The organism is Shewanella sp. 0m-6 (assembly GCF_052977325.1).
On sequence record NZ_JBRIMD010000027.1, the window covers coordinates 26,313 to 48,598 of the forward strand.

Genomic DNA, 22,286 nt, shown 5'->3' on the forward strand with positions numbered 1-22,286 from the left:
GCGGCCTTCTGTTCGCTTAAACCTGCTAGGTACTTTTGTTTAGCTTCAATCTGATCGCTATTAGCTGTACTAGAAGGTGTAATCGGCTTTTATCCAGGCGGTGCGGCCAGGCTCATTGACCTGAAACATCGGAGAGCTTCCTGGAATATCGTTGCCAGCACCTGAGCGGCTAATATGCTCGGCGTAGGTGATATCAAATAGATTCTCTACGCCGAAGCTCACTAATAATGCTTCGTTGTGCTGCCAGCTAGCGTTAAAGGCGAGCGTGCCGAATCCGCTGCTTTTAGCTAAATCCTGACCCGAGATGTTACCTTCGCCAATGGCAACTCTATCTTGGGCTGCGACTAAGCGCCAAAGCAGACCTGCTGTCCACTGGTCGTATTGGTAATCAAGAGTGATACGGCCTTCAAGTGGAGGAATTTGCCCAAGTGGTGTGCCGGCAGTGTCGTTGTCTCCATGGCTGTAGCTGACACTTGTTTGAGTTGAGAAATGCTCAGTTAGCGGAATTGTTGCTGCAATCTCACCGCCATAAACGGTAGCGTCGATGTTGTAAGCTGAAGTGGGCTTAGTGTTGGCATCGATTAAGATGTAGTCGCGGATCTCTCCGTAAAATAGCGATGTTGAAATAGCGATATCGGCTTCGTAAATCCAACCAATATCCAGCTGGGTAGTTTTTTCTGGTGCGAGATCAAATGCTTTTTGGCTTAGATTATTAATATCCGACTTCATGATCTCCCAATAATCAGGCATGCGCTGGGCATGACCAACACCTGCGTAGTATTGGCTGTTTCCTGAAGCGAGCTCATAGCGGCCATAGCCACTGAACAGATCGTCGCTACGCTCACCTGTTTGTCCGACCATCAATTCAGTTTTCCAATGGTCATAGCGTACACCAGCAAATAGCTCACCTGTGCCCATCTTGTAAGCCGACTCTAGGAAAAGCCCCGTAGCCTGATAGCGCATATTGTCTTTAAATGGCTTGTTGAGTAGATCGTCTAAGCCATTATTTCCAGGAACAGCAGGAACTGCCGGATTAATACTGCGACCTTTGTGAAGGCTATCCATGTAGTCAGTACCGGCTGTTAAGGACCAGTCTGTGGCTAAGGTGAATTCAGCCCAAAAATGTCCGCCTTTAGTGCCACGCCTAACGTTGGTACCTGAATTTATGCCTTGATCGAATTCATCCATTACATGGTCATTTTCATTAGCGTAGGCTTGGAATTCGATGGCATCTATCCATTGACTATCAAACTCATGCTGCAGCAAAAGCGTGAGATTTTCATTACTGATCTCACGGGCCTTATTAGCGCGGTCGGCATATTCGGCCTCACCTGATGAACTGCCATAAGCGAGCTCTAGAACGGTCTCTTCGGTCGGCGTCCAGCCAATGGCTAAGTTATAGTTTGAGCGGTCATAACTGGATTGCACCTTATTGCCGTCACCGTCTTTATAATGGTCGCTCGATGACTGGTTAACATCCATATCAAAGTAGTGTTGCTCATCACCGGCTTTTAACTCGACGAGATAGTCTGATCGGCCAAAACTTCCTGCCGTCATGCTGGCGCGGCCATTTAAACCCGGCTCATCAAAACTGTGACGGTCTTTTTCAAATAGCACTGTCCCCGCGCTGCCAACTGGACCATATTTAACCGTCTGCGGGCCTTTAATCACAGTAATATTGTCGTAGGCTTCTGGGTAAATATAGGCGGTTGGTGGGTCCATTCGTCCACCGCAGGTGCCATAAACATGTTGGCCATCATCTACAATACTTAAGCGTGAGCCACCGAGTCCTCGCAGACTTGGATCTCCGCCAGCTCCCCCTTTGCGGCCAATACTAAAACCTGGAATGGTCTTTAAAAAACCCGCGCCATCATAAGCGGGTAGCGGTAGGCGTGGCTTTTTGGGGTCGGTATAAGTCTTAGTGGGATCTTTCATCAGCTCACCAGTGACAATAATGCGCTCAACGGGCTCTGACTCGGTACTTTTTGCGGTGCTTTCGGCGAAAGCGGGACTTGAAATCAACCCTAAAGTGACGACTGGGATCGCCAATATGTTTTTCTTGTTCATCATAGTTTGCTTATCGTTATTTATTTTTTGCCTGTTTTACAGGGCTTTATAAAGACGGCAAACCAATTTGTACCAAGGTGCGACAAAGGGTCACAGGTGGGTGTGACTCACCTCACTATTTCAGGGCGGGGCGTACAAAAAAGGGGCGATTAACTCGCCCCTTGATATCAGTGATTATTACTGTTGAACTTAAGTTATCACTTGTATTTAAGCTTTCAATTGAGCTTAGCTAATCAGCTGCACAATGATCAGGATAATAAGCAACGGACAGATGTACTTAACATACCAAGGCCATACCTTCCAAAACAGGCTATTAGGATTGACGCCCTCTTGCTGGGCAATAGCGTTAATCAATTGATTTCGATTCCATACCCAACCTAAGTAGATGGCGATACCAAGAGCAATTAATGGCTGAGCCCGTTCTGTGGTGAGGGTGATCATAAAGCTAAATAGTGTCTCAAAATTAAATACAACAACCAGAGATAACAGCGCAATGACACTCCCCACTATCAAGGTGGCTTTATCACGGCTTAAGTTGGTTTTTTCAACTAAGTAGCTGGTGGGCACCTCGACAATTGAGATGGCAGAGGTGAGTCCTGCAATCGTCATTAAAATAAAGAAGATAATGGCTAGCAGGTACTGGCTTAGGCCACCTATTGTGTCGAACAGGGCTGGCAGAACGGTAAACACTAAGGTGTCAGAGTTTAATAGGCTACCGTCTTTTGCAAAAATTTGTACGCCGTTATGCTGCGCAACGTACATCGCTGGGATCACCATTAGCGCCGCTAGAAAGGCCACAGAGGTATCGGTGAGTGTCACGTAGGCGGTTAGCTTTGCAAGATCTTCTTTTTGGCTTAAGTAAGCGCCATAAACCATCATAGCCGCTGTGCCTATGGTTAAAGAGAAGAAGGTTTGTCCTAGGGCACCAATCAATACATCTGCTTCGAACACGCGGGAGAAGTCGGGGATTAATAACACCTCTAAACCTTGCATCGCACCTGGCTGCATTAAGATATAAATCACCCCAGCGACTAAGATAAGCAATAGCATCGGCATGAGACGTTTTGACCAGCGTTCAATGCCTTTTTGTACACCTTGGCGGATCACTAAAATGACCATGGCAATAAAGATAAGCGTGAACACTATGTTGCGCGATAATGAAAAGTCCATCAACCATGCGGCGGCTTGAGTTTGGCCTGTTAATTCGGCAACGGGGGCGATAGCAAAGCTGACAAACCAGCCCGATAAAATGCTGTAGAAAGTGCAAATTAGAGTGGCGGTCATGATAGAGATAAAGCCGATTGCCTTACCTATTTTCTTACTCAGAGGGCGATTAGCTAAATTGGCCATGGCATCGGCGGGATTGGTTTGCCCATGTCGACCTATCATCAGTTCTGCCATTAGCATGGGGTAACCGAGTACTAAGATCAGAAATAGGTAAACAAGCAAGAAAGCTCCGCCGCCATGTGTTGCAGCTTGAGTGGGAAACCCCCAGATATTACCCACACCGACAGCAGATCCTGCCGCGGCCATGATAAAGCCAATCTTCGAGCTAAAATGCCCTTGTTTTACTGTACTCATTGGAGCTCTCTTTCTGATAGAAGAGCGCGCATACTAGTGCTTTAAAATGACACGTCAACGCTTTGAATTCTCGTTTTATTATAGTTTGTTGGTAGTTTATTTCTTATTGTTGAACTATTTTGACGTAATTTATTTATTTTTTGCTTTTTATTGATATCTGGTTGCGTGACGTCTGATTTATCTATCTCTGTGCGCAATAAAATCATGCTGCGATTAATTAGGAAAATGGGACTGAATGCACAGATTATAGTCGTAATGGCGAGGGCTTGGCGGCAGATGTTGCCGCCGATAACTAACGATAACTAGCGAGGTTAAACAAAAAGAGAGCTAAATAGGCAGTGGAATGCTGGTTTGGTTTTTCACTTGTTTCAACACGAAGCTTGAGCGTACACCAGCGATATGATCGTTGGAGGTCAGCTTATCGAGCAGGAAGACTTTAAATTGTTTCATATCGCTAACCAGCACTTTGATTTGATAGTCGGCATCGCTACCCGTGAGTAGACAGCACTCTTGTACTTCATCATAGCTACTTATTTTCTCTTCAAAGGCATCGAGAATATCGGTGGAGTGTTTTTCTAAGCGAATTTGAATATAGGCCGTAAGTGCGAGATCGAAGTGCTCGGCACTGAGCAAGGTGGCGTAACCTGCAATGTAGCCAGCCTCTTCTAGGGATCTTACCCTTCTTGAGCAAGGAGAAGGCGACAAGCCGACTTTTTCGGCCAGCTCCTGATTAGACAATTTGCCATGTTGCTGCATCAGTTTGAGAATGTTCAGGTCAATCTTGTCTAATTGCAGTTCAGCCATGGTTGGGTCTCATCAAAGTTTGGGTTAATCGTTTTGAGTTAATAGTTTGGGTTTATTCAAAGTATTATTTTGTTTGCTGGCAGAATACCGCAATTGAGATCAAGCGCAAGCGCAAGCGGGCAGGTTAATAAACCCTACAGCTCGGTAGGGTTTAACTCTGTCGATACTGATAGGTTTTGTTAAGCTGTTTTTAGGCGAGATCCAAGTCGATTATTTATTTTTGGCCATAGCGCTTGAGTTAAATAGATACTGCTAAAGGCGATGCTGCCACCTATGGCAGTTGAAGCGAGAACATCTTGGGGCCAGTGCATTCCCAGTAGCATACGGCTAAGTCCCATCGCAATCGCCCAACCAAATAATATCAACGGCAGTAAGGTTTGCCCTGCTACGAGTAGATAGAAGCTCACCGTTAATGCCAGTGTGACGGCAAAGAGTGTATGTCCAGAAGGGAAGGCATAACCGACTTCATGTTGCCAATGGCGCTTGATTGAAGGGCTTAAGCTTAGATCTGGGCGGGCGACTTCTAACTGATGAATGGCAGTGCCAATTCGCTGTCTTTTATCGGCTTTAGATTGTTGATAAAAATCTTGGGTATTAAGCAGGTATTCTTGTTCTAGTAAGGCGGCGTTGGGCCGAGCCTCGGCGAAGTAGGGCTTAAGAAAGTGGTTGAGGCTAAGCGTTGCAGCCATGCTAATGGACACCGCTAGCACCAGTTGCATAAATTGCTGACGGTTTAAGCTGCGATAGCAGGCAAGCAGAATAAGTATCCCAGTAATAATGCCATAGGGCGCAGTACCTGTACTGGTTAGCCAATATAGCGCTTGAGCCAAATTTGAGTTTAAGGCGATAGTCGGAAATAAGCTCGCCGCACTAAAGTAGATGGTAGCGGGAATGACCAGTAACACAGCCCAAGCAGCCAAGAGCGCTTTGTTAGTGTGATGAGGCGGAAAAGAGGATTTGTTCAAAGCAGGGCCTCAAAACAGTATGTGAATGACTACCCGTCGATAATTAACGAGTAGATGATTAACAAGCAGATGGTTTGGGCAAGGTTACCTGCCAGTGCGCAGCTATACTAGAGCACTTGCATGAAGTGTAAATTAATCCTAATTCATATTAGCGATTCTTCAGTGAAAGTGAGCAGTGCTGACTTTCGAATGAAGGCTGATTGCATTCATTTTTTGGATTGGTGTTAGCTTTTGACAAAGCACTGCACTCACTACGGAAGGCTGTGCTTTGACGAAGAACACAGAGGAAAAGATGTAGAACTAGCTGTGGCTCTTCTCCGTGATCTCCGTGGTGAATAGCTTTTGTTTAATTGTGAGTTACCATACTAGCAGTACCTAAATACGCCCTAGTTGTGATTGTTTTACGGTTATGAAACGGTGAGTACTCGCAGCGATATCTCTGATTACATGAGGAGTATTAATAAAAAGAGCATCTGAAGAGATGCCCTTTTTTATTATTGCTGATTTCGCCATTCGCTGTAAACGTGGCGTTAAATCAGTTTAGTTGTGGTTAGTCAGCTGAATTGAGTTTGGCTTCAAGTGCGTCAACTTGAGCTTGAAGTGCTTCAAGCTTTTCACGAGTTCTAATCAAAACGTGTTGCTGAACTTCAAATTCTTCACGTGATACTACGTCTAATTTTTGAAGTTGATTTTGCAAAACTTGCTTACTGCGTTCTTCAAATTCGCCAGCAAACTGCTTTAATCCACTAGGAAGATTCTCGCTCAATTGCTTTGCGACTTCTTCAATTTTCTTTGGGTTAATCATTGTCTGTATCCGCTCAAGTGCTTAATGCTTTATGGCAGTGATTGTACCTGAGGCAATTGATATTGCCAAAATATTCGCCGCTTTTGCTGAGGCGGCTAATTAGCATAAAAAAGCCTGCAATTAATACAGGCTCTTTAAGATTAATATCTAGCGCTTAGATGTTAAGCATGTGCTTTAGTCTGGTCAGTATTATTCAACTCTTCATCAAATACCGGTAGAGGTTGATGCCTCTCTGCGATATAGGTGTAAATAACCGGCAGTACAAACAGGGTAAATACAGTGCCAATAGCTAACCCTGACACAATCACTAGACCGATATTAAAGCGAGCTGCAGCGCCTGCACCCGATGCAAATAGGAGCGGAATTAGACCCGCTATCATCGCGGCAGTCGTCATTAGGATGGGACGAAGACGAATAGTTGCCGCATGCTTAATGGCATCGAGTTTATTCAAGCCATTATGTAGCTGTTCCTCTTTTGCAACCTCACACATCAAAATACCGTGCTTAGTGATAAGACCGACTAAGGTGATAAGACCCACCTGAGTGTAGATGTTCATCGACGATAAGCCGAAAACATGGGTCCAACCTAAAGCGACCAAGGCACCACTAATGGCGAGCGGTACAGAGACTAAGATCACCAGTGGATCCCTAAGGCTCTCAAATTGACTCGCTAGTACTAAGAAGATAATCGCCAATGCCAAACCGAAGGTGGCATAAAGTGCTGTGCCTTCGGTGACATATTGACGCGCTTCACCGAGGAAATCATAGCTATACCCCTTAGGAAGATCGTTATCACCGATATTCTGCAAGAAAGCGATAGCATCACCAATTGCAACGCCAGGTGCTGCTACGCCCCCGATAGTAACCGCATTCATCTGGTTAAAGTGTGGCAGTGAACGTGGCTCTGACACGATTTCGATATCGACTAAGCTAGATAGCGGAATAGAGCGGCCATCGGCTGCGGTTAAGTAATAACCGGCCAGCGCTTCAGGGTTGGCACGTAGTTTACGTTCAACTTGCGGGATCACCTCATACGAGCGACCATCTAAGTTGATACGGTTAACGTAGCCATCACTCATCATGGTGGTTAATGTTAGGCCAATATCTTTCATGGTAATACCGTAAGCACCAGCCACATCGCGTTTGATGTGGATTTTCATCGAGCCAGAATCAAATTTAAGGTTGATTACTGAATAGACGAAAAGTGGACTTTTTTGCACCTGTTCAAGCACGCCAGAACCAATCTGGAATAAGTTCTCAAATGACGAGGAACTGGTGATCACAAATTGAATCGGCAGTCCGCTGGATGCACCAGGAAGCTCAGGCATCTGGAAGGTAGTTACCGCCATGCCGGGAACATTCTTCACCTCTTTGCCGAAGAGTTCCTGCATCTGCTTCTGGCTTTTATCTCGCTCACTCCAAGGCACAAGAGGTGCAATACCAAAGGCTTGGTTGGCACTTGGTACACCGACGAATGCAAGCGATGCCGCAGATTCTGGCTGCGCACTAATCATGTCGGTGACGATTTTCATATTTGCTTGGATATAATCAAGATTGGCACTCGATGGTGCGGTGCCCATCATCATCACCACACTTTTATCTTCACTGGGAGCCAGTTCTGATGGAATAAAGCTAAACATGACAGGTAGTGAAGCAAATACGATAACAGCAAAGGCGATGACGACCGGGCGCTTATTAAGTACAGCGGTAAGCATACGATTGTAGCGGCTGGTTAAGCCTTCTAAAAAGTTCTCAACGCTACTCTCAAAACGGTTAGGTGTTGAGTGAGGCTTAAGAATTTTAGAGCACATCATCGGTGACAGCGTCAGCGCGACGATCCCCGAGATAAATACCGCGCCAGCTAGTGTTAACGCAAATTCTTTAAACAGCGAGCCTGTCACTCCGCCCATTAAGGCAATAGGCGCATAAACTGCGGCTAGGGTAATGGTCATTGAGATAACGGGAACTGCAATCTCCCTAGTACCAATAATTGCAGCTCTAAAAGGCGGTTCGCCAAGCTTGATATGACGGTCGACGTTTTCAACCACCACAATAGCGTCATCGACCACCAAACCGATGGCGAGCACCATCGCGAGTAGTGTCATTAAGTTAAGGGTAAAGCCAAACATCTGCATGATGATGGCGACACCGATTAAAGACAGTGGAATGGTTACAATTGGAATAATAACCGCTCTGAATGAACCCAAAAACAGCGTGATAACCACGATAACAATAAATGCAGCTTCAGCAATGGTTTTAATCACCTCGTTAATCGATTCATCAATAGCCAGTGATGAATCATAAAGAATACGTGCCTTAATCGAAATAGGTAGGCTGCGTTCGATTTGAGGCATCATTGCTCGTGCATCGGCAGCCACGATTAATGGGTTGGCTGTTGGGGTAACGTCAAGGCCGACTACAACGGCTTCTTGACCATCGGCTAATGCGCGGTACACATCGTGACTCTTTTCTAGATTAATATCCGCGATATCACCTAGGCGGATCACCATGCCGTTATTGCTACCAATAACCAGCTTTTTTAACTCATCAACGGTAGCAACCTGAGTGTCAGCGGTGCCGTTGAGTAAGGTGAAGGTATTATTGGTTTGGCCAACAGCAGACTGGTAATTATTTGCCTGCAAGACGTTCATGACATCAGTTGATGATAGGTTAAAACCTCCCATCCGCGCTGGATCTAACCATATACGCATAGCGTATTTTATGCCGCCATATAGGTTAACTTTAGCCACCCCATCGATAGTGAATAACTCAGGTTTAACGACACGTTCTAGGTAGTCGGTTATCTGGCTTGAGTTAATCTGCTCACTATAAAAAGAGATGTAAAGCGCTGAGGTTTGCGCACCAGTAGACATCTCTACTGTTGGGTCTTCGGCTTCTTTTGGCAGCTGAGAACGTACCGAATTTACCTTAGCCAGAATATCCGCCAAAGCCCCATTGGGGTCGGTATTGAGCTTCATGTAGACAGAAATTTTTGAGCTTCCTAAAAAACTGTCTGATGTCATGAAATCAACGTTGTCAGCCTGAGCTAATGCTTGTTCTAACGGTTGAGTAATAAAACCTTGGATCAAATTAGAGTCGGCACCATAGTAGCTGGTGGTTACCGTCACAACGGTATTGGTCATTTCTGGATATTCACGTATCTGCATGCTTTTAAGGGCATAGGATCCCAGCAGTAATATCAGAAAACTAATTGAGGCCGCCAATACTGGCCTACGTATAAATATATCTGTAAAGCGCATCGCTAGATCCTCCGCTTACAGCATTGGCAATGTGGCTGGAGGGGTGAGTGCATCATCCTCAGTCACTTTGACTTTACTATTGTTACTTAAGCGGACTTGACCAGAGGTAACAATAACGTCGCCAGGTTTTATTGTTCCACTGACTAATGCATTGACATCGTTACGCTCAAGCACTTTGACGTTGACTTGCTTAACGCGTTTTACTTGTTCGCCATTTTCAGTGATCTCTTCAATCACGTAAACTGAATCACCGTAAAGGGTGAAGCTAATTGCCGTTTGCGGCAGTACTACTTGCTGAGTAAGTTCTGGCAGCTGTATGTCGACTTTTGCGAACATACCACTACGTAGTTTGCGGTCAGAGTTAGGGATTTGAGCTTGTACCTGAACTAAGCCACTTTGATAGAAGACTGCGGGCTCAATGGCTGTGATAATGCCTTCAAATGTCTCGGTAGGGTATGCATCCACATAGACGTGTACTTTTTGGCCGGTCTCAATGCGAGATAGCTGGGTTTGTGGAATGGTGAAGCGCAGCTTCATGGTGCTGATATCTTCAAGGCGGACGATATCGGTATCCGTTTGTAGATATTCACCTAGATTGACGTTGCGAATACCGACTAAGCCCGTAAAAGGAGCTTGGATCTCTCGTCGATCTATTGTGGCACTTAAGCTTTCAATGTCGGCCATTAAGGCTAAGTACTTAGACTGGCTATTATCAAGATCTTGTTTAGAGACTGAGTTCTGTTTGTAGAGTTTACTCAGGCGCTTAAAGTCAGCTTCTGCTGCTGGTAGTTGAACCTGTTTGCTCTTAAGATTAGCTTTTTCTACCTTAGAATCTAGCTCGATAAGCATTTGGCCGACTTCAACTTTACTACCATTTTCAAAGCGGATAGCAGACACCACACCAGAGACTTGGTTAGCAATGGTCACACCTTGATTAGGCTCGACAAATCCAATGGCGTTGATTGTTGGTTGCCATTTACTTTGTTTGACATCCACTGCGGTAACTGGGGCCACCGCTTCAGGCATATTAGCGATGGCATTGGCGATTTTTCCTTTTATAAAAAGATTAAAACCAATGACTGAACCGAAGGCCAGTACTGCGATGATAATCATCACTAGGCTCCATTTTTTCATGTCCTGAAACTCCTTTAGATTGTCGCTGTAGTTGTATTTGGGATGAGTATGGCTCGCCAGCATAAATCGCAAGCGAAAGTAATATCTTGAGGTTGGTAATCAATAAGGCCGCGTCTGCAAGTTCGTGCCATGGTCATCGCGGGTTCCATCGCGAGTGCGTAAAGCATGCGTGGGTGTAATGGTTGGATTAGCCCTTGGGATTTTCCCTGTTCAAATAGTTGCTGCAGTGGTGCGAAAAGCTGCATCTCTAACTGGCGGATCTCTTGGGTATTGATCATCGGAAGATTGGCATATTGCTCGTAGCTTAAATTGGCTGGAGAGGGCTGTTTTCCGTAGTTGTACATTTTCATCCAGATCCGTTTGAATCTTTGCTCAATCGTACCTATGTGATGGTCTTCCAATATGGCGCTAGCAACTTGTGATAGCACATCTTTTCTGAGTTCAAGGATAAGCTGGTCTTTATCTTTGAAGTAGCGATAGATAGTGCCTGCTGCTACGCCAGCTTCGGTGGCTACCAATTGCATGGATAAGCCTTGAATACCACCTGCTGCAATAATTTTTTCTGCTGCGCGAAGAATGAGATCGTATTTATTGTGCATGGTATTGCCTAAAATGAATGAACGTTCATTCATTAGTGTAATCTTCATCCAAAAACTTGGCAATAGAGCAGTGTTAAGTACTTTGTCTTTTATGTGATTAAGCTCATAAGTACATTAATGAAAAACAGAGTGACTAATAAACACAGTCGAGATATTGTCGATAACTTTTCCGATCCCTGAAGCCTTTCTGCTATTATTGCTGTTTTACAGCCTTCCTTAATATCTTGGTTATAACGCACCCATGAAGCTCAATCCCGGACAAAATGATGCCGTTCACTATGTTAGTGGCCCTTGCTTAGTTCTTGCAGGTGCTGGCAGTGGCAAAACCAGAGTAATTATTAATAAAATTGCTTACCTGGTGGAAAAGTGTGGCTACAAAGCACGCAATATTGCTGCCGTTACCTTTACTAATAAAGCGGCGCGCGAGATGAAAGAGCGTGTGTCGCAGTCTATGGGGCGCAAAGAGGCGCGTGGATTATGGATCTCGACCTTCCACACATTGGGGCTTGAGATTATCAAGCGCGAACATAAAGTCGTGGGCTTAAAGCCTGGCTTTTCACTGTTTGATGACCAAGATACCTTTGCACTGCTAAAAGAGCTGACTCAAGATGAGTTAGACGAAGATAAAGATCTGCTTAAGTTATTAGCCAGTACCATTTCTAATTGGAAAGGTGATCTTGTTATTCCTGAGCAAGCTCGAAAAATAGCTAAAGACGAGCAACAGCAACTTTTTGCCTTGTTGTATCAACGTTATGCTCAGCATATGAAGGCCTATAACGCGCTTGATTTTGATGATTTGATCTTATTACCTACTTTACTGCTTAGGCAAAATGAAGAGGTTAGAACCCGCTGGCAAACCCGTATTCAATACATGCTGGTGGACGAATACCAAGACACCAACACCAGTCAGTATGAGATGGTGAAGTTACTGGTGGGTGAGCGTGCGCGGTTTACTGTGGTAGGTGACGATGATCAATCTATCTACTCGTGGCGTGGTGCTAAGCCGCAAAACTTGGTGCTCTTGGGTAAAGACTTTCCAAGATTAAAGCTGATTAAACTAGAGCAGAATTATCGCTCTAGCCAACGAATTTTGCGCGCCGCCAACATCTTGATCGCTAATAACCCTCACGTTTACGACAAGGCTTTATTCAGTGAGTTAGCCTATGGTGAGCCCATTAGGGTATTGATAGCTGCCAATGAAGAGCAAGAAGCGGAGCGAGTCATAGCCGAAATGATCCGTCATAAGTTCGTTGGGCGAACAAGCTTTGGCGATTATGCGATTTTGTATCGTGGTAACCATCAGTCACGTTTACTTGAACGTGCACTGATGACCAACCGTATTCCGTATAAGTTAAGTGGTGGTACTTCTTTCTTTGGTCGTGCTGAAATTAAAGACATCATGGCTTACTTACGTTTAATCGTGAATCCTGATGACGATAATGCGTTTTTGCGTATTGTTAACCTCCCTAAGCGAGGGATTGGCCCAGCAACACTTGAGCGTTTAGGTAACTTTGCCAATAAGAAGCAGATCTCTATGTTTGCTGCGATCTTTGAGGCGGATTTAAACCATGAGTTACCGCCTGCAGCCATGTCAAGCTTGTATCAATTTGGCCGTTTTGTGGTTGAAACGGGTGACTGCGCCGAGCGTGGCGACCCTGTTGAGGCTGTTAAGCAGTTAATCCGTAAGATTAACTACGAAGATTACCTGTACGAGACCAGCACGAGTGCTAAAGCGGCTGAAATGCGGATGAAGAACATTTCAGAACTGTATCGTTGGGTGACAGAAATGCTCGAAGGTGATGAACTGGATGAAGGCATGACGCTACCTGAGGTGGTCACTCGTCTGACATTGCGTGACATGATGGAGCGTAATAGTGAGGATGAGGGGGGCGATCAAGTACAGTTAATGACACTGCATGCCTCTAAAGGTTTGGAGTTCCCTTATGTGTTTATGGTGGGCGCAGAAGAGCGGATTTTACCGCATCAAAGTAGTATCGATGAAGATAACGTTGAGGAAGAGAGGCGTTTAGCTTACGTGGGTATTACGCGCGCACAAAAAGAGCTGTGGTTTGTGATCTGCCGTGAGCGACGCCAGTTTGGTGAAACGATTCGCTGCGAACCGAGCCGCTTCTTGATGGAACTGCCTCAAGATGATTTGATTTGGGAAAATCGCAAACCGGCACAAACGGTAGAGCAGCGTCAGCAGTCAGGCAAAACCAACATCGCCAATATTAGGGATATGTTTAAAAACAAGTAACTGAACGATTACACTTTGGCTATTACAACTTGCTAATCAATCACTGCGCGCATGGGCACTATACTAGTGCTATGCGCACACTTTAGCTTGATTGATTGTTATAGTGTTTTTAGCCAACTCAATGACCTGACCTAATGCGACACCTTGCCCTTTGGTAAAGCCGATATCTTGTAATATTTGGCACTGCTGTAGGGTATTGACTCCAACCGCGAACACATCCAGCTCTAGCGCTTGCGCGGCATAAAAATAAGCCGTAATTAACTTAATATGCTGGCTGCTCTCTAAGTGGGCTGTATAGCTAGGGTCAAGCTTTAACGCTTTTATTGGTAGGAAGGTGAGGCTGCTAATGGCGCTATGGGCGCTACCGTAAGCTTCTATCCCCAAGTTAATATCAAGTTTAGCCAGACTCTCGAAGGCACTAATATGATTATTGGTATTTTGAACAAAGGCCTTTTCGTTAAAAAACAGGGTGATTTTTTTGCTATTGAAGCGGCACTGTTTGAGCTTGTTTTTAAGTGCCCTTAGTGCGTGTTTATGGTTTAGATGTTGGCTTGATATAGGGAGTTGCAGTTGAAACTCATCACCATAGGTTTGCTCCATCATTTCTGCACTTTGATTCACTTGTGCTAGCAGGTAATTATCGAGTTCAATGACCATATTGCAATGCTCTGCAATATTATGCAGCTGAGCCTGCTTTACCTTGCCTAAGCTTGGGTGATGCCAGAAGAGTCTTGGCTCAAACGCAATATGTTGCTTAGTATCTAACGCCATAATGGGCAGATAGCTTAATTGCAGCTGCTTATTATTGATCGCACTTTTCAGTTCGTTTTCGAGTTTAATATCTTTGATTAGCTGCTTATCTGCACCGTGATTGAATATGGCGTAGCAGTTTTTCCCCTGAGATTTTGCCTGATACATCGCGGTATCGGCATCACGCAATATCGATTCACTGGTGTCGGAACGGCTTTGTCCACTCATGGCTAAGCCGATGCAGGCACTTGAGTTGAATTGTTGATTGGCAAGCTGATATGGGCGAGAGAGTTCAGCAAGCACTCTTTCTGCGACATCTTTAGCATCTTCCTGGCCATTGATGGTATCGAGTAAGATCACAAATTCATCTCCACCTAAGCGGGCCAACATATCGTTGGTACGGATACACAGGTTCAGGCGCTTGGCGGTTTCAATTAAAAAGCGGTCGCCTTCAAGATGCCCTAATGTATCGTTTAGCAGCTTAAACCTGTCCATATCGATAAATAACACGGCAAACTTCTCTAGGCTGTGCCTACGTATATGTTTTATTGCTTGGGTTAAGCGCTCCATAAACATGGAACGATTGGGTAAACCGGTTAGGTTGTCATGTTTTGCATCATGAACGAGCTGGCGCTCAATGCGTTTTCGCTGACTAATCTCTTTTTCAAGATCACTATTAGCACTGGCTAGCGCTTGTGTTCGCAGATTGATCTTGTCTTCGAGTTGTTCGTAGCTGAGCTTGAGTGATTCAGCCGAATGCTTCTTCTCTATTGCTGTCGCAATATGCTGGGAAACGAAGGTGAGTAGCTCTAGATCTTTCTCTTGGTAATGTTGGTTATAGTTATAGCTGTAAATTGTCAGCGCACCACTCACCTTGCCGTGGATAAATAGCGGTACACCAATCCACTGGTTGATCTCTTGGGTATCATTGAGTTCAGGTGCTTCGCTGTATAGCTCTCCGGTCTTTATAAGTGCTTTGATATCCTCTCTATCGAGTAACCTAGGCTTGTGATTCAGTAAGATATACTCAGTTAAGCCATCGCTTAATTTACGGGGCTTTGGTTCGGGGATTTCAAACTGAGAGACGAAATACGGGAACGTTAACTCATCGCATTGCTCGTTTAGCAATGAGATAAAACAGTTGTTCACTGGTAATAAGTGGCTAATGACGCGATGAATTTCGCTGTAGAATTCTTGACTGTCGATATTGGAATTAGCGAGATCAGCGATTTCAAATAGTGATTTTTGTAATCGTTCTGCACGGCGGCGCTCATACACTTCTTGTTTAAGCTTGTTATAAGCAATGCTCAACTCTTGGGTGCGAGTATCAATCGCGAGCTCTAACTGCTCTTGATTTTCTAAACGCTGAATCACACCCGAGATATGATGGCTAATGAAATTCATGAGCTCTATTTCTATTTCGCTATAGATGATATTTGGGCTGTAACTCTGTACCACCAATACACCTATGGTGCTTTCGGCACTTTTAATCGGGGTGCCAATCCATTGGTGACAATCACTACCACGAGCAGTGATCTGCTTTGATTCAATCAAATGCTGGAAGGTCTCATCATTACAGATCAATGGCTGCTGAGTCTTGAGTACATAGCCAGTTAACCCACTGTATAAGGTATCGGAGAGGTCTTCTTCTGGGTAGCAATCATTTGGATGGTGATCTTTTTCATCTAGAAAGAATGGTACTTCGATCTTTGATGTTTTCGAATTTAGGGTTGCGATGAAAAAATTATCAGCAGGGATCAGTTTATTGATCGACTGATGTAGCGCCGAATAGAACTCTGCAGGTGTGGTTACACTCGCCGCAAAGTTGGAGAGCTCCAGTAGAGCATTTTGAGTAATTTCAGCTCGTTTGTATTTTAGCGCTAAGGCTTTTAAACGAGTAATCCTTTTATGTAACCTCAGTGTGCTTTTAGACTGAGATAAATCTTCCCTAAACATGCTTTTCCGCCAATCACTATTTTTTAAATTTGGTTAGGATTTGGACTAATGCATATTGATAACATGAAATAAGCTCATATCCAAGTCATTATTTTGACGCTTTTTGGTATAAAACCGAGCGAATGACTCAAATCTTGAGCGAACGGACATTAAATACATAAAAAAAGCAAAACAAGTGTAGACGGCAGGGCGTTTAAAACCTATTATATGCCCCGCTAACAAGGCAGGCACCCATAGCTCAGCTGGATAGAGCGCACCCCTCCGGAGGGTGAGGCCGAGGGTTCGAATCCTTCTGGGTGCACCAGAATGGAAACGGCAGTTTTGTTAGTAGGAAATATCAGTGGTGATTGTAGCTCAGTTGGTAGAGTCCCGGATTGTGATTCCGGTTGTCGTGGGTTCGAACCCCATCAGTCACCCCATTTTCCTAACGTTTTAAAGTTGTAAAGACTCGGTGATTAGCGCAACTTGGTAGTGTATCAGGATTGTGATAAGAAGCGGACCAGAGGGTGACCCTCTTTAAACATCTAAGACTCGGTGATTAGCGCAGCCCGGTAGCGCATCTGGTTTGGGACCAGAGGGTCAGAGGTTCGAATCCTCTATCACCGACCATATATATAAATAGCGAGTTTACTCGATATTTAGCAAGTTAAGTAAGATAAAAGATTTTCGGTGATTAGCGCAGCCCGGTAGCGCATCTGGTTTGGGACCAGAGGGTCAGAGGTTCGAATCCTCTATCACCGACCACTTTTCGAAAAGCCTCTTGAGAAATCAAGAGGCTTTTTTCGTTTATGGTTTGAAAGAGAGTTCGAATCCTCACTCTTTCGTTCATGCGACCACTTTTACATGAAGCCTCTCGAGAAATCGAGAGGCTTTTTTGTTTTAAAAGGTCCTAGGAAAGCTGAGAAAGGTACTAGATCCTAGGAAACCTAAAGCTAAGACGAACGCTTCGCTGACGGATAACGGAACGTTTGCAAGCTCACTGACGGAAAGTCTGGACAAGATTAGGTTATTGTAGGTCGGGCTTTAACCCGTCAATGAGGTTTTGATATCAGGTTTAGAGAGTCTAAAGCTTCGCTGGCGGATAACGGAATGTTTGCAAGCTCACTGAAGGAAAGGCCGGACAAGATTTGGTTATTGTAGGTCGGGCTTTAGCCCGTCAATGAGGTTTTGATATCAGGTTTTAGAGAGCCTAAAGCTAAGACGAACGCTTCGCTGACGGATAACGGAACGTTTGCAAGCTCACTGAGGCAAAGAAAGCAAAGCAGGCTCTAGAACCTAAGATCTATAAATGAAACTGAGAACGATATCTCAGGTTAACGAATTAGAAAATGGAAGGTTAGGTAGATTCTTTAGGACCTAGAACCTAGAATCAAAAATCAAAAAAGGCCTCCTGAGAGACCTTTAGCTATTTCACCTTTAACTGCTTATATCATTCTACTGCGATAGGCGGTGAGATAAAGCCCATGTAAGCGTTAGTCTTTAACGGTATGAAACGTTTAAGCTGGGCTTCTTCTTCTATTCCTGTCGCTATCACTTCGATATCTAATCCCTTTGCGACGTTAATGAGCGCACGACATAGCTCACTGCTGTGCTCGCTGTCATCGTAATAAGCGAAAGACTGATCGAGTTTGACGTAACTTGGGCGTAAGTTTTGTAGGTATGACATTGAGCCAAACTGGCGCCCAAAGTGGTCAATACCAAAATGCGCCCCATTATCCCGAATCACAGCACAAAGTGCCTGACAGGCTTCTGCATCGCTATAAACAGCCGCTTCAGGTATATCGAAACAGATCCGTTCACGTAGTGGCGATAAGCGCAGGAATTTATTGAGCCACTTATGGAATTCAGGATCCCCCATACTCTGGAAGGTTAAGTTAATCGCAATCGGTTCGAAGTTTCTTTCAAGTAGCTTCTTACTATGGATTGTTTCAATCAAGCACTTATCTAACAGGCTACCCAATGAGAGCAGTTCGACATAGGGCATGAACTGTCCAGCGGGTACCATCTTGTCGTGGATCTCAAGTTGGCAGTAGAGCTCTCTTTGTAAAATTGAGCCTGAATCATTTAATAAAATAGGTTGCCACTTAAACTTGAATTTCCCTTCGGTGATCGCGCTACTTAAATGCTCGCGCCACTGTTCTCGGGTAAATAACTGTTTTTCATTAGTCTCAAACCAATGGAATACCTTATTTTCCTGTAGTGACTTCTGCAGTGCATTATCAGCTTGGGCGAGAATATCGGTGACAGACATCTGCCCAATACGCTCGGCAATACCAATAGCAAAGCTTTCATTTGGTTTGCAACCAGCTTTTGAGATCTCCTGGTTGATGGTGCGGATCAGGGTTTGTAGATATTTACTGGTTTGCTCATGCTCTGAACTGGTGATGAGAAAAGCAAACTCATAAGCTGCAATGCGCGCAATCACTGACGGTGTTACGCCATCTAAATGTTGCTTCATTTTATCTGCTAGCAACTTAATGGTTTCGTCACGGACTTGATAACCGTATTTGCTATGGACCTCTTCTAACCAGTCAAACTTAGCCATCATCAGTGCGCCACTTTTAGGCTCGCTTAGCCAGCTGTTTAAGCGCCCCATCATATATTGGCGATTAGGCAAACCTGATACTTGGTCGACAAGATTCTTCTTTCTCAATTCACCCACTTCTTCATCGAGAGAGTTAAAGATCTGCTTTAGCTGTTCAGACATGCTATTAAACGCTTGCACCACTGATTTAAGTTCTACAGTTTTAGGTACTTTCATGTCTGGACCAAATTTACGGTTGGCTACCTCTTTGGCGTGTTCGGCAATATCATGCAGTGGTTTTAAGATCCAAGTGAGACCGACACGGGCCAAAATAATCGCAATAAGAAATAGGATAGAAAAGACGATGATGGCGTTGGTCATGGTGCGCCAGAGCTCATGGTATCCGAATCCCGGATGGGCAGTAATCTCTAAGCGAGCTAACTGGATCCAACCTGAGGTGATTATGCTTTCTCGTTTGATCGTATTGAACAGCTCTAGGTCGATAAACCACTGTGGAACCCCCTCGATTATCATCGGGTTTTCCCATACCTGCTGTTTACCATCGACGAGCCAAGTAAGTTTGACTTGTTGATAGTAACCGCCCTCGAAAATCACATTGATCAGTGTTTCTGCACCGACTATGTCACCCGCTTCGAGATCGGGTACCAGCATAATACCGAGCGAATGACTGGTATTATTGAGATCTGATTCCATTTGTTTCGTAAGGAAGCTTTGAGTTTCGGTAAACTGTACATAACCTAAGCTCGCAACAACCAATAAAAACAGCACAAACAGTAGTGTGTATATCTGTCGAAACAGTGTCATCTTGTTAACTACTCCAGTTTTATCTTGGGTTGATTAAGTCGCTCTACACCCAAGCGATGTTTTAGGTCATTCCATTTCGCAAGTTTAGATGAGGAACCTGCTAGAACACCTCGTCCTTTTTCTTTGTTTAACCACAGCTGTCGACCGTTAAAACTATAGACTGGCAACAGATCTTTTCGTTGGGTTGCCGGTTTAATCTGTTTATCAAGATTGTCTAAAACGAGGGGGATTGAAGAGGGCGTTTCATAATAGGCTAGTACCATATGATACTGATTTACGCTGGTCGCTTTAACCATAGTAATGCGTAATTTATCCTCAGAAATACCGAGTTGAAGTAGAGTAAAGTATTTAGCGATTGAGAAGTCCTCACAGTCGCCACCACTGACTCCAATAAACTCCATGGGCGTTGCCCAGTAGTTCTTATTTCCCCAAAGTTTTATATCATCGATAAAATGAAATAGGTTAAAAAAATTATTAACCATTAGTATTTTATCGCTATCTTGTAAGTCTTTTGCTTCATCTAAAAGCTTAAACCAGGCCCTAATCCGTTTACCCGCACGTTCGCCATATTGCGACTCAATGGTTTGGGTTATATGGACTGAATCTAACTTTTGAACTGGGGCAGCATAAAGGCAGGAGACGGACAGGGCCAGCACCGTCAACTTTAATTGGCAGACTTTTCGTATTTTTTTTAATTGATAAAGCCTGCCAACCATGGTGCTCCGTTATTACAGCTAATTAACTTCTTCGTCTACCGTATAGATGTGCCACTTCATGTCTGCAGTGGTGTCATCGCCTGTTAGTTCGGCGATAACTCGACGATTTACCTTATGAGCCGCTTTGGTATGAGTCGGGTCAATTGGGCGGTCGAAGCTATAACCTATCGCACTGAGTCTATCTGATTCAATACCAAAACGCTCAGCAAGCAAAGAACTTACTGCATTGGCACGGTTTTGAGATAGTGTTTGGTTATGCTCATGGCTTCCTGTCTTACTGCAGTGTCCCTCAATGACAGCTTGGGTATTTGGATAATCGCGCATAAAGGTTGCGATAACTTCTACCTGCGGATAATACTGAGGATCGATATAGTAAGAGTCGTTGGCAAATAGCACTTTGAGTTCCTGGCGCTCATTAATTGGCTTGATTTTACCGCAGCCGTAGTTGTCGATGGTTGCACCAAGTGTCGTTTCTGTGCAGCGTTCTCTGGCAACAATAACCCCATCATGGTCGATATCATTGAGATCGTAAACTTGCGTTGTCGGTTGATCCATAGTGGCTATGTCACGCATTGAGCAGCCGCCAAGCATAGCGAGACTTAATATAAATATCATGGTCTTCATTGTGGGACTCCTCCTTCGTAGTCTCTCTCACCTTGCCAGACATCTGGTCTGGTTACGCGCAATGAGTTGAGCAATTGGCCTGTCGCATTTAATACGCGATACTGGGCAATGATTTCATCATACTCAGATTCTAAATAGTCTTTTCTAGCTTCAAAAAGCTCGTTTTCTGTATCGAGTAGATCCAATAAAGTTCGCTGACCTAAGTTAAATTGCTGGCTGTAAGCAACTTGGGTGTCTTTAGCCGCAACAACATGTTCTCGGATATACATTTTTTGTGGGGTAAGCAGTTCGTAAGCATTCCACGCTAAATTGACGCCTTCAACGACTTGTCTGTGGGCACGTTGACGGATCTCTTTAGCCTCGCCTACTTTATATGCGGCTTCTTTCTCGCGTGCGAGATCACTACCACCTGAAAATAGGTTGTACTTGAGGCGCACCATGGCAACAAGGTCATTGTTATATCCACCAACACTATTAGTCACAATAGGTGAGTAGCCATCTTCACCATCGACATTGTTGTTCCAGTTACCATCAAGCTCTAGTGAGAGCTTCGGGTAATAGTTTGACTGTGCAGAGTCTTTCTCATTTTCTGCAGCATTGATATCGCTTGCTGCAGACTTGAGAATAGGGTGATTATCTTGAGCCATCATAATGCTGGTACTGAGATCTGCTGGTAGCATATCAGCATCAGGCACTGGTACTATCATATCTTCAGGTTGCTGCTCAACGATACGAACAAACTGAGATTTAGCATCATAGAAGTTGTTACGGGCTGAGATAACATTAGCGTTAGCACGTGCCAAACGGCCAGTGATTTGTGATAAATCTGCCGTAGACCCTAGGCCTGAATCGGTACGTTGCTTAATTTGGTCATAGATCTCTTTATGGCTTTGAAGGTTTTTCTCTGCCAAAGTCAGTACCTGTTCGCTGCGAATATAGTTGATATAGACCTTAGCAACATCTAGCGCCATATCTTCAGCTGCAGCAAATAGTGCCCACTGCTCAGCACTAGCTTCGAAACTGTATCTATCAACTTCACTACTAGTATAGAAACCATCAAATAGCATCTGCTTGATGCTAAAGCCCGCTTCACCGCGTTTGAGTTCAATCACACCGTCATCGTTAACATCACCTTGACCTGCGCGTCGACGCGTCGATGGGCTATCGGTTTGCTCCCAACCATAGCCAGCGCTAATGTCAACCGTTGGCATGTAGCCTGCCACTGCTTGATTGACTTGTTCCTCTCGCGCTTTAAAGCGGTTAAATGCTATCTTTATCTCTGGATTGGTATCCAGTGTGTGTGCTACCGCTTGCTCTAGTGTTTGGCTAGAAGCCGATGCCGGTATTATCAGCGCGCTGACAGCAAGTGCAAGTGCACTGCGCTTTAACTGCCGTATTGTGCTGCTATCCATGTTAACC

General features: G+C 44.6%; 14 protein-coding genes and 4 tRNA genes. 5 read left to right on the forward strand and 13 right to left on the reverse strand.

The window, feature by feature from the left end; all coding sequences use genetic code 11:
- Positions 1–69 precede the first annotated feature (69 nt).
- The 8 genes from ACVBJC_RS16960 to ACVBJC_RS16995 form a co-directional block, all read right to left on the reverse strand.
- On the reverse strand, positions 70–2,067 hold the full coding sequence (locus ACVBJC_RS16960; RefSeq protein WP_447162153.1) for a TonB-dependent copper receptor: 1,998 nt from the start codon (positions 2,065–2,067) through the stop codon (positions 70–72).
- A gap of 225 nt (positions 2,068–2,292) precedes the next feature.
- Positions 2,293–3,648: a sodium-dependent transporter gene (locus ACVBJC_RS16965; RefSeq protein ID WP_447162134.1), complete on the reverse strand. Its 1,356-nt coding sequence runs from the start codon at positions 3,646–3,648 to the stop codon at positions 2,293–2,295.
- Between the two features lie 327 nt (positions 3,649–3,975).
- A complete protein-coding gene (locus ACVBJC_RS16970) occupies positions 3,976–4,452 on the reverse strand; it encodes an Lrp/AsnC family transcriptional regulator (RefSeq protein ID WP_447162133.1) in 477 nt (158 codons plus the stop codon).
- 179 nt (positions 4,453–4,631) lie between these two features.
- Positions 4,632–5,417: a phosphatase PAP2 family protein gene (locus ACVBJC_RS16975; protein WP_447162132.1), complete on the reverse strand. Its 786-nt coding sequence runs from the start codon at positions 5,415–5,417 to the stop codon at positions 4,632–4,634.
- A 550-nt stretch (positions 5,418–5,967) separates the two neighbouring features.
- Positions 5,968–6,222: a ubiquinone biosynthesis accessory factor UbiK gene (gene ubiK / locus ACVBJC_RS16980; RefSeq protein WP_447162131.1), complete on the reverse strand. Its 255-nt coding sequence runs from the start codon at positions 6,220–6,222 to the stop codon at positions 5,968–5,970.
- Between the two features lie 161 nt (positions 6,223–6,383).
- Positions 6,384–9,482 carry a multidrug efflux RND transporter permease subunit gene (locus tag ACVBJC_RS16985; protein ID WP_447162130.1) on the reverse strand — a complete coding sequence of 1,033 codons (3,099 nt, stop codon included), beginning with the start codon at positions 9,480–9,482 and terminating at the stop codon, positions 6,384–6,386.
- A 15-nt stretch (positions 9,483–9,497) separates the two neighbouring features.
- Positions 9,498–10,616 carry an efflux RND transporter periplasmic adaptor subunit gene (locus ACVBJC_RS16990; protein WP_447162129.1) on the reverse strand — a complete coding sequence of 373 codons (1,119 nt, stop codon included), beginning with the start codon at positions 10,614–10,616 and terminating at the stop codon, positions 9,498–9,500.
- Positions 10,617–10,630: 14 nt separating this feature from the next.
- Positions 10,631–11,248: a TetR/AcrR family transcriptional regulator gene (locus ACVBJC_RS16995; RefSeq protein ID WP_447162128.1), complete on the reverse strand. Its 618-nt coding sequence runs from the start codon at positions 11,246–11,248 to the stop codon at positions 10,631–10,633.
- A 208-nt stretch (positions 11,249–11,456) separates the two neighbouring features.
- Between ACVBJC_RS16995 and rep the strand changes: the two genes are divergently transcribed.
- The gene (rep, locus tag ACVBJC_RS17000; RefSeq protein WP_447162127.1) at positions 11,457–13,472 is read left to right on the forward strand and encodes a DNA helicase Rep; all 2,016 of its coding nucleotides are present in this window, start codon (positions 11,457–11,459) and stop codon (positions 13,470–13,472) included.
- Positions 13,473–13,541: 69 nt separating this feature from the next.
- On the opposite strand, the gene ACVBJC_RS17005 is transcribed toward rep, so the two are convergent.
- Positions 13,542–16,178 (reverse strand): sensor domain-containing phosphodiesterase, encoded by a 2,637-nt coding sequence (locus ACVBJC_RS17005; protein ID WP_447162126.1) that lies wholly within the window; start codon positions 16,176–16,178, stop codon positions 13,542–13,544.
- Between the two features lie 227 nt (positions 16,179–16,405).
- Here ACVBJC_RS17005 and ACVBJC_RS17010 point away from each other — a divergent pair.
- The 4 genes from ACVBJC_RS17010 (at position 16,406) to ACVBJC_RS17025 (ending at position 16,922) form a co-directional block, all read left to right on the forward strand.
- Positions 16,406–16,482 (forward strand) — tRNA-Arg (locus tag ACVBJC_RS17010).
- Positions 16,483–16,521: 39 nt separating this feature from the next.
- Positions 16,522–16,597, forward strand: a tRNA-His gene (locus ACVBJC_RS17015).
- A gap of 113 nt (positions 16,598–16,710) precedes the next feature.
- Positions 16,711–16,787: transfer RNA gene (locus tag ACVBJC_RS17020), tRNA-Pro, on the forward strand.
- 58 nt (positions 16,788–16,845) lie between these two features.
- Positions 16,846–16,922 (forward strand) — tRNA-Pro (locus ACVBJC_RS17025).
- A 685-nt stretch (positions 16,923–17,607) separates the two neighbouring features.
- Here the strand turns inward: ACVBJC_RS17025 and ACVBJC_RS17030 are convergent.
- From ACVBJC_RS17030 to ACVBJC_RS17045, 4 genes are read right to left on the reverse strand one after another with little or no spacing between them, the layout of a single operon-like run.
- Positions 17,608–19,527 carry an EAL domain-containing protein gene (locus tag ACVBJC_RS17030; protein WP_447162125.1) on the reverse strand — a complete coding sequence of 640 codons (1,920 nt, stop codon included), beginning with the start codon at positions 19,525–19,527 and terminating at the stop codon, positions 17,608–17,610.
- 8 nt (positions 19,528–19,535) lie between these two features.
- Positions 19,536–20,243 (reverse strand): transglutaminase-like cysteine peptidase, encoded by a 708-nt coding sequence (locus ACVBJC_RS17035; protein ID WP_447162124.1) that lies wholly within the window; start codon positions 20,241–20,243, stop codon positions 19,536–19,538.
- A gap of 18 nt (positions 20,244–20,261) precedes the next feature.
- Positions 20,262–20,867 carry an OmpA family protein gene (locus ACVBJC_RS17040; protein WP_447162123.1) on the reverse strand — a complete coding sequence of 202 codons (606 nt, stop codon included), beginning with the start codon at positions 20,865–20,867 and terminating at the stop codon, positions 20,262–20,264.
- Entirely contained in the window at positions 20,864–22,279 is a 1,416-nt protein-coding gene (locus ACVBJC_RS17045) for a TolC family outer membrane protein (RefSeq protein ID WP_447162122.1), read from the reverse strand. The genes ACVBJC_RS17040 and ACVBJC_RS17045 overlap by 4 nt, the downstream gene beginning before the upstream one ends.
- Positions 22,280–22,286: the final 7 nt, after the last annotated feature.

Bases quoted from the DNA above. Each gene is read 5' to 3' on its own strand.
- ACVBJC_RS16990 (WP_447162129.1), bottom strand. From the start codon at position 10,616: ATGAAAAAATGGAGCCTAGTGATGATTATCATCGCAGTACTGGCCTTC.
- ACVBJC_RS16995 (WP_447162128.1), bottom strand. From the start codon at position 11,248: ATGAATGAACGTTCATTCATTTTAGGCAATACCATGCACAATAAATAC.
- ACVBJC_RS16965 (WP_447162134.1), bottom strand. From the start codon at position 3,648: ATGAGTACAGTAAAACAAGGGCATTTTAGCTCGAAGATTGGCTTTATC.
- ACVBJC_RS17045 (WP_447162122.1), bottom strand. From the start codon at position 22,279: ATGGATAGCAGCACAATACGGCAGTTAAAGCGCAGTGCACTTGCACTT.
- ACVBJC_RS16985 (WP_447162130.1), bottom strand. From the start codon at position 9,482: ATGCGCTTTACAGATATATTTATACGTAGGCCAGTATTGGCGGCCTCA.
- ubiK (WP_447162131.1), bottom strand. From the start codon at position 6,222: ATGATTAACCCAAAGAAAATTGAAGAAGTCGCAAAGCAATTGAGCGAG.
- ACVBJC_RS17005 (WP_447162126.1), bottom strand. From the start codon at position 16,178: ATGTTTAGGGAAGATTTATCTCAGTCTAAAAGCACACTGAGGTTACAT.
- ACVBJC_RS16970 (WP_447162133.1), bottom strand. From the start codon at position 4,452: ATGGCTGAACTGCAATTAGACAAGATTGACCTGAACATTCTCAAACTG.
- rep (WP_447162127.1), top strand. From the start codon at position 11,457: ATGAAGCTCAATCCCGGACAAAATGATGCCGTTCACTATGTTAGTGGC.
- ACVBJC_RS17040 (WP_447162123.1), bottom strand. From the start codon at position 20,867: ATGAAGACCATGATATTTATATTAAGTCTCGCTATGCTTGGCGGCTGC.
- ACVBJC_RS17030 (WP_447162125.1), bottom strand. From the start codon at position 19,527: ATGACACTGTTTCGACAGATATACACACTACTGTTTGTGCTGTTTTTA.
- ACVBJC_RS16960 (WP_447162153.1), bottom strand. From the start codon at position 2,067: ATGAACAAGAAAAACATATTGGCGATCCCAGTCGTCACTTTAGGGTTG.
- ACVBJC_RS17035 (WP_447162124.1), bottom strand. From the start codon at position 20,243: ATGGTTGGCAGGCTTTATCAATTAAAAAAAATACGAAAAGTCTGCCAA.